Here is a 13,334-nt window from a genome sequence, read left to right on the forward strand (position 1 = left end):
TCAGTCCTCGAGGTTGTCGCCGAAGTGGTCCCAGCCCTTGCTGGTCCAGGGTGCCCCGTCCACCGTCACCTGTGGGAGCGCCGAGGGGTTGAGGACCTCGCCGATGACCTTCCAGCGGGCGGGCAGCTTCACGTCCGGCGGGAACGTCGCCACGATGGCGTGGTCCTCGCCGCCGTTGAGCACCCACTGCAGGGGGTCGACGCCGACGGCCTGGCCGATGTCGTTCATCTGGGAGGGCACGTCGACGTCCCCGGAGCGGATGTCGATGCGCACCTTGCTCGCATCGGCGATGTGCCCGAGGTCGGCGATGAGCCCGTCGCTCACGTCCGTCATCGAGGTCGCGCCGAGGCCCGCCGCCGCGGGGCCCGCGTGGTACGGCGGCTCGGGCCTGCGGTGGGCCTCTACGAAGGCGCGGGGCGAGCGGAATCCGCGCGAGAGCACCGCGTGCCCCGCGGCCGACCAGCCCAACCAGCCCGTGACGGCGACGACATCGCCGGGCTGAGCGCCCGCGCGGGTCACCGGCTCGTGGTTGCGCAGATCGCCGAGTGCCGTGATCGCCACGGTGATCGTGTCGCCGCGTACGACATCGCCGCCCACGACCGCCGCTCCCGCGACCTGGCATTCGTCCCGCAGGCCGTCCATGAGCTCGGTGGGCCAGCTCGCGGGGAGTTCGGCGGGGACGACAAGGCCGAGCAGCAGCGCGGTCGGCACGGCGCCCATGGCGGCGATGTCCGCGAGGTTCTGCGCGGCGGCCTTGCGGCCCACGTCGTAAGCGGTGGACCAGTCCCGGCGGAAATGCCGCCCCTCAAGGAGGATGTCGGTGCTCGCCACGACCCTGCGGTCGGGAGCCGACACGACGGCGGCGTCATCGCCCGGACCGAGACGGACGGCCGGTGTGGAGGTGAGCCGGGAAGTGAGTTCCCTGATGAGCCCGAACTCCCCCAACTCGCCGACGGTTCCCTTCACCGGGACTCACCATGCCCTTTCACGCTGCTCGGCTTGCGGTCGCGAGCCTTCACTGTCATAGGTACGGTCGATATGACCGTCAACTTCTGTTGCCCGTCCACCGCGATGTGCGCGCCACAGGCCCCCCGGGTCTCCCCGTGGGCAGCGGCGACGCGGTACCGTGGCGTCCCTTCTCCCCACATGATCCTCGTGGCCGCCCTGGAGGTTCCGTGGTACAGGCGTACATCCTGATCCAAACAGAGGTCGGCAAGGCGTCGACCGTCGCCGAGCTGATCGGCAAGATCCCGGGAGTCATCCAGGCCGAGGACGTGACAGGACCCTACGATGTCATCGTGCGCGCCCAGGCGGACACGGTGGACGAACTCGGTCGCATGGTGGTCGCCAAAGTCCAGCAAGTGGACGGCATCACCCGGACCCTGACCTGCCCCGTCGTGCACCTGTAGCCCCCGTCTACCCTTGGCCGGTGAACGTTTCCGCTCGCCGGCGCCGCCGCTGCCTCGTCTCAGCCCCTGCCCTCGCACTGCTGATCGCATCCGCGGGCTGCTCCTCAGCAGACGAAGCGGCGAAGCCCGTGGTTCCCACCCCGGACAGCAAGGTCACCGAACTGTGCCGGAATCTGCACAAGCAGCTGCCGGACAAGGTGGACGGCCTCGAGCGCGCCGATCCCGAGCCGGAGTCGGAGCTGACCGCCGGGTGGGGAGACCCGGCGATCATACTGCGCTGCGGTGTCGCCAAACCGCCCGAGATGAACAACCCCGAGGCGGACGGCGTGACGGTGGACGGCGTCAACTGGCTGCTCGAGGAGCAGGACGACGGCTCGTTCCGCTTCACCTCCACGCTGCGCAAGGCGTACGTGGAGATCACCCTGCCCGAGGAACGCGCGGGGGGCGGCGTGGGCCCGCTCACGGACTTCGCCGCCCCCATGAAGAAGGCCATCCCCAAGGGGATCGCGTAGCGCCACAGCGCCTCTACGGAGAGTGCTAGCGCAGCCCTGTCGACCGGTCGAGCGCTGCCTGGATGAGGCGGTCCACCAGCTCCTGATAGCTGACGCCGCTCGCTTCCCACATCTTCGGGTACATCGAGATGGGCGTGAAGCCGGGCATCGTATTGATCTCGTTGATCACGAACTGCCCGTCCTCCGTAAGGAAGAAGTCCGCGCGCACCAGGCCCTCGCAGGACGTCGCCTCGAAGGCGTCGACCGCGAGCCGCTGGATCTCGGCGGTCTGCTCGGGCGTCAGCGGGGCGGGCACGATGCCGGGCGTCGAGTCGATGTACTTCGCCTCGAAGTCGTAGTAGTCGTGCGACTGCACCGGCGGGATCTCCGCGGGCAGGCTCGCGCGCGGCCCGTCCTCGAACTCGAGGACCCCGCACTCGATCTCACGGCCGCGCAGCAGCGACTCGACGAGGATCTTCGGGTCGTGGCGCCTGGCCTCCTCGATCGCCTCGTCGAGGCCTTCGAAGGAGTCGACCTTCGTGATGCCCATCGAAGAGCCCCCGCGTGCGGGCTTGATGAACAGCGGCCAGCCGTGCTCGCCGGCGAACTCCACGATCTTCTTGCGGGACGTCTGCTCGTCGCGGTCCCACTCGCGCGGACGGATCACCAGGTACGGGCCGACGGGCAGCCCGAAGGAGGTGAACACCCGCTTCATGTACTCCTTGTCCTGGCCGACGGCCGACGCGAGCACTCCGGCGCCCACATAGGGCACTCCGGAGAGCTCCAGGAGCCCTTGCAGGGTGCCGTCCTCGCCGTACGGACCGTGCAGCATCGGGAAGACGACGTCGACCTCACCGAGCGCCTTGGGCACGGAGCCCGGCTCGCTGTAGACGACCTCGCGATTGCCGGGATCCATCGGCAGGACGACGCCGCCCTCGGCCGATTCGGCCAGGTCGGTGACGTTGGGGACCTTGCGGTCGGTGATCGCCATCCGGTCGGGCTCGTCGGCGGTCAGTGCCCACCGGCCGTCCGTGGTGATGCCGATGGGCAGGACGTCGTACTTGGTGCGGTCGATGGCGCGCAGTACGGCGCCCGCCGTGACGACCGAGATGCCGTGCTCCGAACTGCGGCCGCCGAAGACGACGGCCACACGCGGCTTGCGGAGCGGCAGCTCAGAGCTCTGCTCGGAGCTGGGCTCGGGGCTCTGGGGGAAGTTCTCGCTGCTCATATCGGGTTGAGGGTACCCGCTGGCCCCCCGGAGAGTCAGCGGCGCTCGGCCTTGGCGCTGCGCGACATCAGTTCCTTGAGGGCGACCACCGGCGGCGTGCCCTCGTGCACGATGCCCACGACCGTCTCGGTGATGGGCATGTCGACACCGTGCCTGCGGGCCAGATCAAGCACCGATTCACAGGACTTGACGCCCTCGGCGGTCTGCTTGGTGACCGCGATGGTCTCCTCGAGCGTCATGCCCTTGCCGAGGTTCGTGCCGAAGGTGTGGTTGCGCGAGAGCGGCGACGAGCAGGTGGCCACCAGGTCGCCGAGGCCCGCGAGTCCGGAGAACGTCAGCGGGTCGGCACCCATCGCCAGGCCCAGGCGGGTCGTCTCGGCGAGGCCGCGGGTGATGAGCGAGCCCTTGGCGTTGTCACCGAGGCCCATGCCGTCCGCGATGCCGACGGCGAGACCGATGACGTTCTTGACGGCGCCGCCCAGCTCGCAGCCGACGACGTCCGTGTTCGTGTACGGGCGGAAGTACGGCGTGTGGCAGGCGGTCTGGAGGCGTTGCGCGATCGATTCGTCGCGGCAGGCGACCACCGCGGCCGCGGGCTGCCTGGCGGCGATCTCACGGGCGAGGTTGGGCCCGGTGACGACGGCGATGCGGTCGGAGGCGACCTTCGTGACGTCCTCGACGACCTCGCTCATCCGCATCGCGGAGCCGAGTTCGACGCCCTTCATGAGGGAGACGAGCACGGTGTCGGGGGCGAGCAGCGGCGCCCACTCGGCGAGGTTGCCGCGCAGCGTCTGCGAGGGCACGGCGAGCACGGTGAAGTCGGCGTCGGCCGCGGCCTCTGCCGGGTCGGTGGTCGCCCTGATGCTCTCCGGGAGTTCGACACCGGGGAGGTAGTCCGGGTTGCTGTGCGAGGAGTTGACCGCGTCGACGAGTCCGGCGCGACGGCCCCACAGGGTGACGTCGCACCCGGCGTCGGCGAGCACCATGCCGAAGGCCGTACCCCAAGAGCCCGTTCCGAAGACGGCGGCCTTCACCGGGTTCGTCACTTGCTGTCCTCCGTGGTGTTCTCTGGGGTGGGCTCAGGGCTGGGCTCAGGGGTCTTCCCTACGGCGCTCCGAGCGCTCCGAGCGCTCCGGCCCGTCGCCTTGTTCCGTTGTGCGAGCCGCGCCTTGCGCGGGTCGTACGGGGTCTCGGGGGCCTTCTCCTGCCGGATCTCCTCGAGGAGTTCGGTGACCGCGGCCATGATGGTCTCGGTCACCTCCCGCAGGATCTCGGGGGTGGGCTCCGTGTCGTAGAAGCGCGAGAGGTCGACCGGCTCGCCCGCGAGCACCTGGAGCCTCTTGCGCGGGAAGAGGGTGAGCTTCTTGCTGTACGGGGGAAGCGCGAGGTTGGCGCCCCACTGGGCGACGGGGATCACCGGGCACTTGGTCCGCAGGGCGACGCGCGCGGCACCGGACTTGGCCGTCATCGGCCACATCGCGGGGTCCCTGGTGAGGGTGCCTTCGGGGTAGAACGCCACGCACTCACCGCGCTCGATCGCGTCGACCGCGGCGCGGAAGGCGTCGAGGGCGTTCGTGGTCTCGCGGTAGACCGGGATCTGCCCGGTGCCCTTCATGATCCTGCCGACGAACCCGTCCTTGAAAAGGCCGTCCTTTGCCAGGAAACGAGGCACTCGTCCGGTGTTGTACTGAAAATGCGCGTACGAGAGCGGGTCGATATACGAGTTGTGATTCACGGCGGTGATGAATCCGCCGTCGGCCGGAATGTGCTCCATTCCACGCCAGTCCCGCTTGAACAGAACCACCAGCGGCGGTTTAGCGATGACCGCCGCCAGGCGGTACCAGAAGCCGATTCTGCGGCGGGACACTCGGACACCTTCCTCCATGAACCTGGTCGGCCGCACAAGTGTCGCCCCAGGCTGCCTGTCTGTCGAGAACACCGTACGCCCGCCCTTGGCACCCAGCCCCCGTCGTAGTGGGGCGATGAGGTCACAATGGGCCCGACGCGAAGGACGGAGCCGCCCCCCGTGCAGTGGACCCTGGTCATACCCCTGAAACCGCTGGAGCGCGCCAAGAGCAGGCTCGCCGCCACCACCGGCGACACCCTGCGTCCCGGCCTCGCGCTCGCCTTCGCGCAGGACACCGTGGCCGCCGCGCTCGCCTGTTCCGCGGTACGGGATGTGGTGGTCGTCACGGACGACAGCACCGCCGGGCGCGAGCTGGCGGTACTGGGGGCCCGGATCGTCGGGGACGAGCCCGCGGGCGGCCTCAACGCCGCCCTGGCGCACGGAGCGGCGGCCGTACGCGCCGAGCGCCCCCGAACCGCTGTCGCGGCGCTGAATGCCGATCTCCCCGCACTGCGCCCCATGGAATTGGCCCGGGTACTCGGCAACGCCGCCGAATTCCCCCGTTCTTTTCTGCCGGATGCCGCCGGAATCGGGACGACTCTGCTGTCCGCGGCTTCCGGCAGGGAATTGCGCCCCGCATTCGGCACGGCGTCCCGTTCCCGGCACACTGCATCCGGAGCGGTGGAACTCGGGCTCGACGGCGTCGATTCCGTACGCCAGGACGTGGACACCGGCGAGGACCTGCGGGCGGCCCTGGCTCTCGGCGTCGGGCCGCGCACGGCGACGGCCGCCGCGCGGCTGCTGATCGCCGACTGAGTACGCTTCCCCCATGCAGGCGACCGCGTACACGTACGACCCCGAGACCCGCAGCGGCAGCGTGCTGCTCGACGACGGCACTCCGGTGCCCTTCGATCCCCCGGCGTTCGACGCGGGCGGCCTGCGGCTGCTCAGGTCCGGTCAGCGGGTGCGGATCGAGGTCGAGGGAGAGGGCGAGGGGCGCCGCATCACCCTGGTGACGCTGCAGACGTTCTGAACCCCGGGCACTCTGCCTGAGCCCCGGGGCACTCCGGGCGCCCCGCACATCCCACACACGCCGCGGGCCGGGCTCCCCTACTGGGAGCCCGGCCCGGCGCGTGAGTGCCCTCGTGCCCTTACTTCTTGCGGGCGGTCGCCTTCTTGGCGGTGGTCTTGCGCGCCGTCGACTTCTTGGCGGGCGCCTTCTTTGCCGTGGCCTTCTTGGCCGGCGCGGTCTTCTTGGCCGTCGCCTTCTTGGCGGTGGTGGCCTTCTTCGCCGTCGCCTTCTTGGCCGTGGACGCCTTCTTGGCCGTCGCGGTGGCCTTCTTGGCGGTGGCCTTCTTGGCCGTGGACGCCTTCTTGGCCGTCGCGGTCGCCTTCTTGGCGGTGGCCTTCTTGGCGGTGGTGGCCTTCTTCGCCGTCGCCTTCTTGGCGGTGGCCTTCTTGGCCGCGGCCTTCTTCACGGTCGCCGAAGCGCTGCTGCCCGAAAGGCTGCCCTTGGGCGCCTTCTTGACCGCGACGTCGTTCTTCGGGAGCTTCTTCGAGCCGCTCACCAGGTCCTTGAAGCCCTGTCCGGCGCGGAAACGCGGAACCGAGGTCTTCTTGACCCGAACGCGCTCCCCGGTCTGCGGGTTGCGGGCGTAACGGGCCGGACGGTCGACCTTCTCGAACGAGCCGAAACCGGTGACCGAAACACGGTCTCCGCTGACCACGGCACGGACGACTGCATCCAGAACCGCGTCCACAGCGTCGGCGGCCTGCTGACGGCCACCCACCTTGTCGGCAATCGCTTCTACGAGCTGCGCCTTGTTCACGTCTTCCCCTTCGGAGACCTCGCCCGAGCGTATTCGCCAGGCTTTTTCGCACGTTAGGCAGATATATACCGCAAATCAAACACGAAACGGGCTAATCACCCTTGTGCCGCAACGAACTCGACTGTCCATGACTTCCTCGAAGGTTCCCCAAAGGTTCCCCGAAGGGCCGTTGAGCCTTGGCGCTTCAGGGGTCTTCGGGGAATCGGCCCTCGTCGGCTTCATCGAGGGACGCCATCAATAGCTCCAGACGCCTTGCCGCATCGGCGAGATCGTGTTTGGCCGCGGCCGTAATGACCAGCAGCTTCCGGGTCAGCGCCATCCGTACGCCCTCCGGGACTTGCAGTGCACGCACTCTTGAGTGCGCTTCCTTCAGTTGGTCCGCAACAAGCCCGTAAAGCTCGAGTTGGCTGTCACGTCCCATGCACCGATTGTGCCATCTGGGGCGAGTTGTCGCCTCCGCAGGGGGTAACTACCCACATCCGGCGCCCTCCTGAGGGTACCCGGTCGATGCGAGTACAAGGGGATTTCAAGCCTCTTCTGCCTTCCGAATCAAGGGAGTTGAGACCACCCGTTCAGGTCAGCGGGCACCCGCCGACCCCAGACGCAGATGTACCCCCAACCGTCCACGATTGGGGGTACACCAGGGTGTTGCGGGGGCGTCAGACCTGGACGGTCCGCGGCTTGTGCGAGGGGCGCGTCGTCTCGTACGCGGCGATGTCGGGCTCGTTCTGGAGCGTGATGCTGATGTCGTCCAGACCGTTCAGGAGACGCCATCGGGCGTTCTCGTCGAGCTCGAAGTCGGCGGTGACGCCTTCGGCGCGGACTTGACGATCCTGCAGGTCAACGGTGATTTCGGCCTGCGGGTCGGCCTCCGTCAGCGCCCAGAGCGCGTCCACGACCTGCTGGTCGAGCACGACGGTGAGCAGACCGTTCTTCAGCGAGTTGCCGCGGAAGATGTCGGCGAAGCGGGAGGAGATGACGGTCTTGAAGCCGTAGTTCTGCAGCGCCCACACGGCGTGCTCGCGCGAGGAGCCCGTACCGAAGTCGGGTCCCGCGACCAGAACCGTGGCGCCCCGGCGTTCGGGCTTGTTCAGGACGAACTCGCCGTCCTTGCGCCAGGCCTCGAAGAGCCCGTCCTCAAATCCGTCCCTGGTGACCTTCTTCAGCCAGTGGGCGGGGATGATCTGGTCGGTGTCGACGTTGCTGCGGCGCAGCGGAACGGCCCGGCCGGTGTGCGTGGTGAATGCTTCCATGGCTCTCAGACTCCGGCGGTGACGGGGTTACCAGGGGCGTCGGTCAGGTCCGCGGGCGACGACAGATGGCCGGTGACGGCGGTGGCGGCGGCGACCTGGGGCGAGACCAGATGGGTGCGGCCGCCCTTGCCCTGCCTGCCCTCGAAGTTGCGGTTGGAGGTCGACGCGGAGCGCTCGCCGGGGGCAAGTTGGTCGGGGTTCATGCCCAGGCACATCGAGCAGCCCGCGTGCCGCCATTCGGCGCCCGCGGCGGTGAAGACCTTGTCCAGGCCCTCCTCGATGGCCTGCAAGGCCACCCGGACCGAGCCGGGGACGACCAGCATCCGTACGCCATCGGCGACTTTGCGGCCCTCGACGATGGAGGCGGCGGCACGCAGGTCCTCGATGCGGCCGTTGGTGCACGAACCTACGAAGACCGTATCGACCTTGATGTCGCGCAGCGCCTGTCCTGCGGTCAACCCCATGTATTCCAGGGCCTTTTCGGCGGCGTAGCGCTCCGACTCGTCTTCGTACGAAGCAGGATCGGGGACGTTCGCGGAGAGCGGCGCACCCTGGCCCGGGTTGGTGCCCCAGGTGACGAACGGCGCGAGCTTCGTGGCGTCGATGTAGACCTCGGCGTCGAAGACCGCGTCCTCGTCCGTCTTCAGGGTCTTCCAGTACGCGACCGCCGCGTCCCACTCCTCGCCCTGCGGGGCGTGGTCGCGGCCCTCGATGTAGTCGAAGGTGGTGGCGTCGGGGGCGATCATGCCCGCACGGGCACCGGCCTCGATCGACATGTTGCAGATGGTCATGCGGGCTTCCATCGAGAGCTTCTCGATGGCGGAGCCGCGGTACTCCAGGACATAGCCCTGGCCGCCGCCCGTGCCGATCTTCGTGATGATGGCGAGGATGAGGTCCTTGGCCGTGACGGTGTCGGGCAGTTCGCCGTCGACCGTGATGGCCATGGTCTTCGGGCGCGCCATCGGCAGCGTCTGGGTGGCCAGGACGTGCTCGACCTGGGAGGTTCCGATGCCGAACGCGAGGGCCCCGAAGGCGCCGTGCGTGGAGGTGTGCGAGTCGCCGCAGACCACGGTGGTGCCGGGCTGGGTCAGTCCCAGCTGGGGGCCCACCACGTGGACGACGCCCTGCTCGACATCGCCCAGCGAGTGCAGCCGTACGCCGAACTCGGCGCAGTTCTTGCGCAGCGTCTCCAACTGCGCCCGCGAGACCGGGTCCGCGATGGGCTTGTCGATGTCGAGGGTCGGGGTGTTGTGATCCTCCGTCGCGATGGTGAGGTCGAGCCGCCGCACCGGGCGGGCCGCCTGCCGCAGGCCGTCGAAGGCCTGGGGGCTTGTCACCTCGTGCAGCAGGTGCAGATCGATGAAGAGGAGGTCGGGCTCGCCTTCGGCGCGCCGGACGACGTGGTCGTCCCAGACCTTCTCCGCGAGTGTCCTACCCATCGCTTTCCCTCCGACCGGCTGTTGTGGGCCGGCCCAACTAGAGAATTGTTCGTCCACGCCCGTACCCCTCGTGCCGTGCGTGGACCGCTTTCCGTTGGTCCGCGGATCGCACGTACAGAGTGACGTGTTCCATGGAAAATTGAACTTGCGTTTCACAGAGTGAGACGCGAGTATCGACGCATGGACAACTCTAGCGGCGTCGGCGTTCTCGACAAGGCGGCTCTCGTCTTGAGCGCCCTGGAGTCCGGCCCGGCCACCCTCGCGGGTCTGGTCGCGGCCACCGGACTCGCACGACCCACGGCCCATCGTCTCGCCGTGGCACTGGAACACCACCGGATGGTGGCGCGGGACATGCAGGGCCGTTTCATTCTCGGCCCGCGTCTCTCCGAGCTCGCGGCGGCGGCGGGCGAGGACCGCCTGCTGGCCACGGCGGGCCCGGTCCTCACGCATGTGCGTGACGTGACGGGCGAGAGCGCGCAGCTCTATCGCCGTCAGGGCGACATGCGCATCTGCGTCGCCGCTGCCGAGCGCCTCTCGGGCCTGCGGGACACGGTGCCCGTCGGCTCGACCCTCACGATGAAGGCGGGCTCGTCCGCCCAGATCCTGATGGCCTGGGAGGAGCCGGAGCGCCTGCACCGCGGCCTCCAGGGTGCCCGCTTCACCGCCACGGCCCTCTCGGGCGTACGCCGCCGGGGCTGGGCCCAGTCGATCGGCGAGCGGGAGCCGGGCGTCGCGTCCGTCTCCGCCCCCGTGCGCGGCCCCTCGAACCGCGTGGTCGCCGCCGTCTCGGTCTCCGGGCCGATCGAGCGCCTGACCCGCCACCCGGGCCGTATGCACGCCCAGGCGGTCATCGACGCGGCCGGACGCCTGTCCGAGGCCCTGCGCCGCACCAGCTGAGCCCAGCGGCCGACACCACAGAACACGTACAAGCCCGGAGGGGCCGCCCCAACGCCGCGGCGGCCCCTCCGGGCTTGCTTCATTCGTGGTTCAGGACAGTCCAGGACAGTTCAGGACAGTCCTGACTCAGGCCGCCTTGAGGCGATCCGCGGCACTTTCGCCCCGCCGCCCGACGGGCACCACACCGACGGCCTTCCCCAGGGCGAACTCCGGCATGTTCACGTACACCTGCTCATGAGCACCGGCCGGCACGACATACGTCTCGTGCCAGAAGCCGACCTTCCCCTTGCCCTCCCGCATCCGCCGGTTGAAGGCGGCCCAGGCGGGCCGGTGCTCCTTGCCCTGCGCGGACGCATAGGCGAGCAGCTTCTCCGAGGACTCCCAGTACTGGGCGATGTACAGCAGTCGCGGGCCACCGAGCAGCAGCTCATAGCCGAGGAGCCCGCTCTCCGGGTCCTTGGACAGCTCCTTGAGCATGGGTGTCATCGCCCGGAAGACGGGCCACCAGCTGCGCACGGCGCGGAAGTTGTTGATGCGCATCCCGATGTTGAAGACGGTCACGCCGCCCTGCGCGTCGGCGGTCATGCGCCCTTCGATCGGCTTGCTGCTCATGCTGGTCCCCCTTCAGAGAGCGTTGGATAGTTATGCTATCCATGATTGGATAGTGTCACTCACCAAGTGGATGCGCAAGAGGGCAAGACAGAGGAGAAGCGAGCCGATGAGACTGGCGGAGCTCAGCACGCGCAGCGGGGTCTCGACGGCCACGATCAAGTACTACCTGCGCGAGGGCCTGCTCCCGCCGGGCCACCGCGTGAGCGCGACGCAGGCCGAGTACGACGAGAAGCACCTGCAACGACTGCGCCTCGTCCGCGCGCTCATCCAGGTGGGCCGGGTGCCGGTCGCATCGGCCAGAGAGGTGCTCGCCGCCCTGGAGGACGACTCCCTGGACCACAGCTCCCGCCTGGGCACGGCCGTCTGGGCACTCCCCCACGGCCCCGAGCCCGTCGAGGACGACCCGGCGACAGTGACGGCACGCCATACGGCCGACACCCTGCTCGAACGGCTCGACTGGCAGTACGGCCAGGGCTACGGGCCCGAGTCACCGGCGTACGGAATGCTCGTGACCGCGGTCGCGACGCTCGCCAGGCTCGGATACCCCTGCGACGTCGACGACTTGGCGCCCTACGCCCGCTCGGCGGGTCAACTGGCCGTCGCCGACCTGGATTTGGTGGAGCGCTACGAGTCACCCGACGAACAGCTCGAGGCAGCGGTCGCGCTCACCGTCCTCTACGAGCCGGTCCTGCTGAGCCTGCGCAGGCTGGCTCAGGCCGAGGAGTCCAACCGCCGCTACAGGCAAGAGAGTTGACCGGAGAGGGAACGACGAAGGGGCCCTCCCCTACGGGAAGGCCCCTTGCCAATTCGCGTACCCCCGACCGGATTCGAACCGGCGCTACCGCCTTGAGAGGGCGGCGTGCTAGGCCGCTACACAACGGGGGCTAGCTTGTCCTGCGTTACTGCGCTGGGCTACCAGGACTCGAACCTAGAACAACGGAACCAGAAACCGTCGTGTTGCCAATTACACCATAGCCCACTGTGGTCTAGACCAGCTAGACCTGCGTACCCCCGACCGGATTCGAACCGGCGCTACCGCCTTGAGAGGGCGGCGTGCTAGGCCGCTACACAACGGGGGCCCTAGCGATCCTGCATCGGCTGCAGTGGGTGCGACCCGGACTGCTTCCATGGGAAGGATCTGTACCCCCGACCGGATTCGAACCGGCGCTACCGCCTTGAGAGGGCGGCGTGCTAGGCCGCTACACAACGGGGGCGTTGCAGATAAGCTCTGCGAGCTGGCCTACCAGGACTCGAACCTAGACTAACGGAACCAGAAACCGTCGTGCTGCCAATTACACCATAGGCCATCGATACGCAACCCCTTGCGGGAGTTTTGCTTCGACTTACGCCTCCCTGTCCGGACCTTTCGGCCTTCTCGGGCGGCGCAGGAAGAACATTACCCGAAGGTGGACGGCGCTCCAAAACGGGTATCGGTGCGGAGCAGCGGCGGCAGCTCGGTGAGGCGCGTGATCCGGTGTACGCCCGACGGGCCTTCCTGCGCCGCGCTGTTGCGGTCGAGCCAGATCCCGAGGAGACCCGCGTCACGAGCTCCTCTGGCGTCGATCTCCGGCTGGTCCCCCACGTAGGCGATCTCCTCCGGTCGCAGCCCCATCGCCGTACAGACCGCGAGGAAGGCCTCGGCGGCGGGCTTGGAGACGCCGAGTTCGGCCGCGCACAGGACGGACTCGAAGCGGTCGCGCACGCCGAGGACGCGCAACTTGTGTTCCTGGACGACCAGGGCGGAGTTGGACAGGACCGCGTGGCGGTAGTCGTCGGCGAGGGCGTCCAGGGTGGGGACGGTGTCGGGGAACAGGGTCCAGGCGGATTCGTAGTGGGAGAGATAACGGTGGAACCAGGCGTCCGCCTCCTGGTCGGTCAGGACGGCGTCCAGGAACTCGCGTACGCGGTCGCGGCGCTGGGCCTCGAACTCGATCCCTCCGGCACTGAAGCGGGCCCAGTGGCGCTCGGTGACCTCTTTCCACAGGACGAGGGCACGCTCGGCGGTTTCGTACCGCTCGATGAGGCCTTCGGCGGTGAGATGGGCGTGCATACCAGTGGTGTCGGCGTGCGCGTAGTCGAAGATCGTGTCGTCGATGTCCCAGACCACGGCTTTGATCGGCATGAGGTCGACGGTAATCGCCGCCGCCGATCCCGGCTGGGGGTTCGGGGGTCATCCCCCGATGAACGCAGTGTCGATGTCCCAGACCACGGCTTTGATCGGCATGAGGTCGACGGTAATCGCCGCCGCCGATCCCGGCTGGGGGTTCGGGGGTCATCCCCCGATGAACGCAGTGTCGATGTCCCAGACCACGGCTTTGATCGGCATGTTC

General features: G+C 68.5%; 16 protein-coding genes and 5 tRNA genes. 6 read left to right on the plus strand and 15 right to left on the minus strand.

Annotated features, from left to right (window positions below; genetic code table 11):
* Positions 1-966, minus strand: a complete 966-nt coding sequence (locus ACGFSB_RS31290) for a thiamine-phosphate kinase (RefSeq protein WP_344524763.1) — start codon at positions 964-966, stop codon at positions 1-3.
* Positions 967-1,175: 209 nt separating this feature from the next.
* Here ACGFSB_RS31290 and ACGFSB_RS31295 point away from each other — a divergent pair, with 209 nt between their 5' ends.
* Together ACGFSB_RS31295 and ACGFSB_RS31300 are read left to right on the plus strand one after the other, a co-directional pair.
* The gene (locus ACGFSB_RS31295; protein WP_016642988.1) at positions 1,176-1,409 is read left to right on the plus strand and encodes an Lrp/AsnC family transcriptional regulator; all 234 of its coding nucleotides are present in this window, start codon (positions 1,176-1,178) and stop codon (positions 1,407-1,409) included.
* A 20-nt stretch (positions 1,410-1,429) separates the two neighbouring features.
* Positions 1,430-1,921, plus strand: a complete 492-nt coding sequence (locus tag ACGFSB_RS31300) for a DUF3515 domain-containing protein (RefSeq protein WP_393406183.1) — start codon at positions 1,430-1,432, stop codon at positions 1,919-1,921.
* Between the two features lie 25 nt (positions 1,922-1,946).
* Here the strand turns inward: ACGFSB_RS31300 and ACGFSB_RS31305 are convergent, their stop codons facing one another.
* From ACGFSB_RS31305 to ACGFSB_RS31315, 3 genes are read right to left on the minus strand one after another with little or no spacing between them, the layout of a single operon-like run.
* The gene (locus ACGFSB_RS31305; RefSeq protein ID WP_393406185.1) at positions 1,947-3,128 is read right to left on the minus strand and encodes a D-alanine--D-alanine ligase family protein; all 1,182 of its coding nucleotides are present in this window, start codon (positions 3,126-3,128) and stop codon (positions 1,947-1,949) included.
* A gap of 35 nt (positions 3,129-3,163) precedes the next feature.
* A complete protein-coding gene (locus tag ACGFSB_RS31310; protein ID WP_393406187.1) occupies positions 3,164-4,174 on the minus strand; it encodes an NAD(P)H-dependent glycerol-3-phosphate dehydrogenase in 1,011 nt (336 codons plus the stop codon).
* Positions 4,171-4,995 (minus strand): lysophospholipid acyltransferase family protein, encoded by an 825-nt coding sequence (locus ACGFSB_RS31315; protein WP_393406189.1) that lies wholly within the window; start codon positions 4,993-4,995, stop codon positions 4,171-4,173. The genes ACGFSB_RS31310 and ACGFSB_RS31315 overlap by 4 nt, the downstream gene beginning before the upstream one ends.
* Positions 4,996-5,154: 159 nt before the next feature.
* On the opposite strand from ACGFSB_RS31315, the gene cofC reads away from it, so the two are divergent.
* Entirely contained in the window at positions 5,155-5,790 is a 636-nt protein-coding gene (cofC, locus tag ACGFSB_RS31320) for a 2-phospho-L-lactate guanylyltransferase (RefSeq protein ID WP_393406191.1), read from the plus strand.
* 13 nt (positions 5,791-5,803) lie between these two features.
* Positions 5,804-6,007: a hypothetical protein gene (locus tag ACGFSB_RS31325; protein WP_393406193.1), complete on the plus strand. Its 204-nt coding sequence runs from the start codon at positions 5,804-5,806 to the stop codon at positions 6,005-6,007.
* Between the two features lie 118 nt (positions 6,008-6,125).
* Here ACGFSB_RS31325 and ACGFSB_RS31330 read toward each other — a convergent pair whose 3' ends face one another.
* The 4 genes from ACGFSB_RS31330 to leuC form a co-directional block, all read right to left on the minus strand.
* Positions 6,126-6,803: an HU family DNA-binding protein gene (locus ACGFSB_RS31330; protein ID WP_393406195.1), complete on the minus strand. Its 678-nt coding sequence runs from the start codon at positions 6,801-6,803 to the stop codon at positions 6,126-6,128.
* Positions 6,804-6,987: 184 nt separating this feature from the next.
* Entirely contained in the window at positions 6,988-7,224 is a 237-nt protein-coding gene (locus ACGFSB_RS31335) for a hypothetical protein (RefSeq protein ID WP_393406197.1), read from the minus strand.
* 238 nt (positions 7,225-7,462) lie between these two features.
* A complete protein-coding gene (gene leuD / locus ACGFSB_RS31340; protein WP_393406199.1) occupies positions 7,463-8,056 on the minus strand; it encodes a 3-isopropylmalate dehydratase small subunit in 594 nt (197 codons plus the stop codon).
* 5 nt (positions 8,057-8,061) lie between these two features.
* Positions 8,062-9,495 carry a 3-isopropylmalate dehydratase large subunit gene (gene leuC / locus ACGFSB_RS31345; protein ID WP_393406201.1) on the minus strand — a complete coding sequence of 478 codons (1,434 nt, stop codon included), beginning with the start codon at positions 9,493-9,495 and terminating at the stop codon, positions 8,062-8,064.
* Positions 9,496-9,675: 180 nt separating this feature from the next.
* Between leuC and ndgR the strand changes: the two genes are divergently transcribed.
* The gene (ndgR, locus tag ACGFSB_RS31350; RefSeq protein ID WP_393406203.1) at positions 9,676-10,392 is read left to right on the plus strand and encodes an IclR family transcriptional regulator NdgR; all 717 of its coding nucleotides are present in this window, start codon (positions 9,676-9,678) and stop codon (positions 10,390-10,392) included.
* 126 nt (positions 10,393-10,518) lie between these two features.
* On the opposite strand, the gene ACGFSB_RS31355 is transcribed toward ndgR, so the two are convergent.
* On the minus strand, positions 10,519-11,004 hold the full coding sequence (locus ACGFSB_RS31355) for a DUF4188 domain-containing protein (RefSeq protein ID WP_393406205.1): 486 nt from the start codon (positions 11,002-11,004) through the stop codon (positions 10,519-10,521).
* Positions 11,005-11,110: 106 nt separating this feature from the next.
* Between ACGFSB_RS31355 and ACGFSB_RS31360 the strand changes: the two genes are divergently transcribed.
* The gene (locus ACGFSB_RS31360) at positions 11,111-11,758 is read left to right on the plus strand and encodes a MerR family transcriptional regulator (RefSeq protein ID WP_393406207.1); all 648 of its coding nucleotides are present in this window, start codon (positions 11,111-11,113) and stop codon (positions 11,756-11,758) included.
* Positions 11,759-11,816: 58 nt separating this feature from the next.
* Here ACGFSB_RS31360 and ACGFSB_RS31365 read toward each other — a convergent pair.
* From ACGFSB_RS31365 to ACGFSB_RS31390, 6 genes are all read right to left on the minus strand, one after another.
* A tRNA-Glu gene (locus ACGFSB_RS31365) sits at positions 11,817-11,889 on the minus strand.
* 22 nt (positions 11,890-11,911) lie between these two features.
* A tRNA-Gln gene (locus tag ACGFSB_RS31370) sits at positions 11,912-11,983 on the minus strand.
* Positions 11,984-12,010: 27 nt separating this feature from the next.
* Positions 12,011-12,083, minus strand: a tRNA-Glu gene (locus tag ACGFSB_RS31375).
* A gap of 62 nt (positions 12,084-12,145) precedes the next feature.
* Positions 12,146-12,218: transfer RNA gene (locus ACGFSB_RS31380), tRNA-Glu, on the minus strand.
* A 21-nt stretch (positions 12,219-12,239) separates the two neighbouring features.
* Positions 12,240-12,311: transfer RNA gene (locus ACGFSB_RS31385), tRNA-Gln, on the minus strand.
* 89 nt (positions 12,312-12,400) lie between these two features.
* Positions 12,401-13,126: an HAD family hydrolase gene (locus tag ACGFSB_RS31390; RefSeq protein WP_393406209.1), complete on the minus strand. Its 726-nt coding sequence runs from the start codon at positions 13,124-13,126 to the stop codon at positions 12,401-12,403.
* Between the last annotated feature and the right edge of the window lie 208 nt (positions 13,127-13,334).

It is taken from the genome of Streptomyces sp. NPDC048441 (assembly GCF_043200235.1).
Lineage (GTDB): Bacteria > Actinomycetota > Actinomycetes > Streptomycetales > Streptomycetaceae > Streptomyces.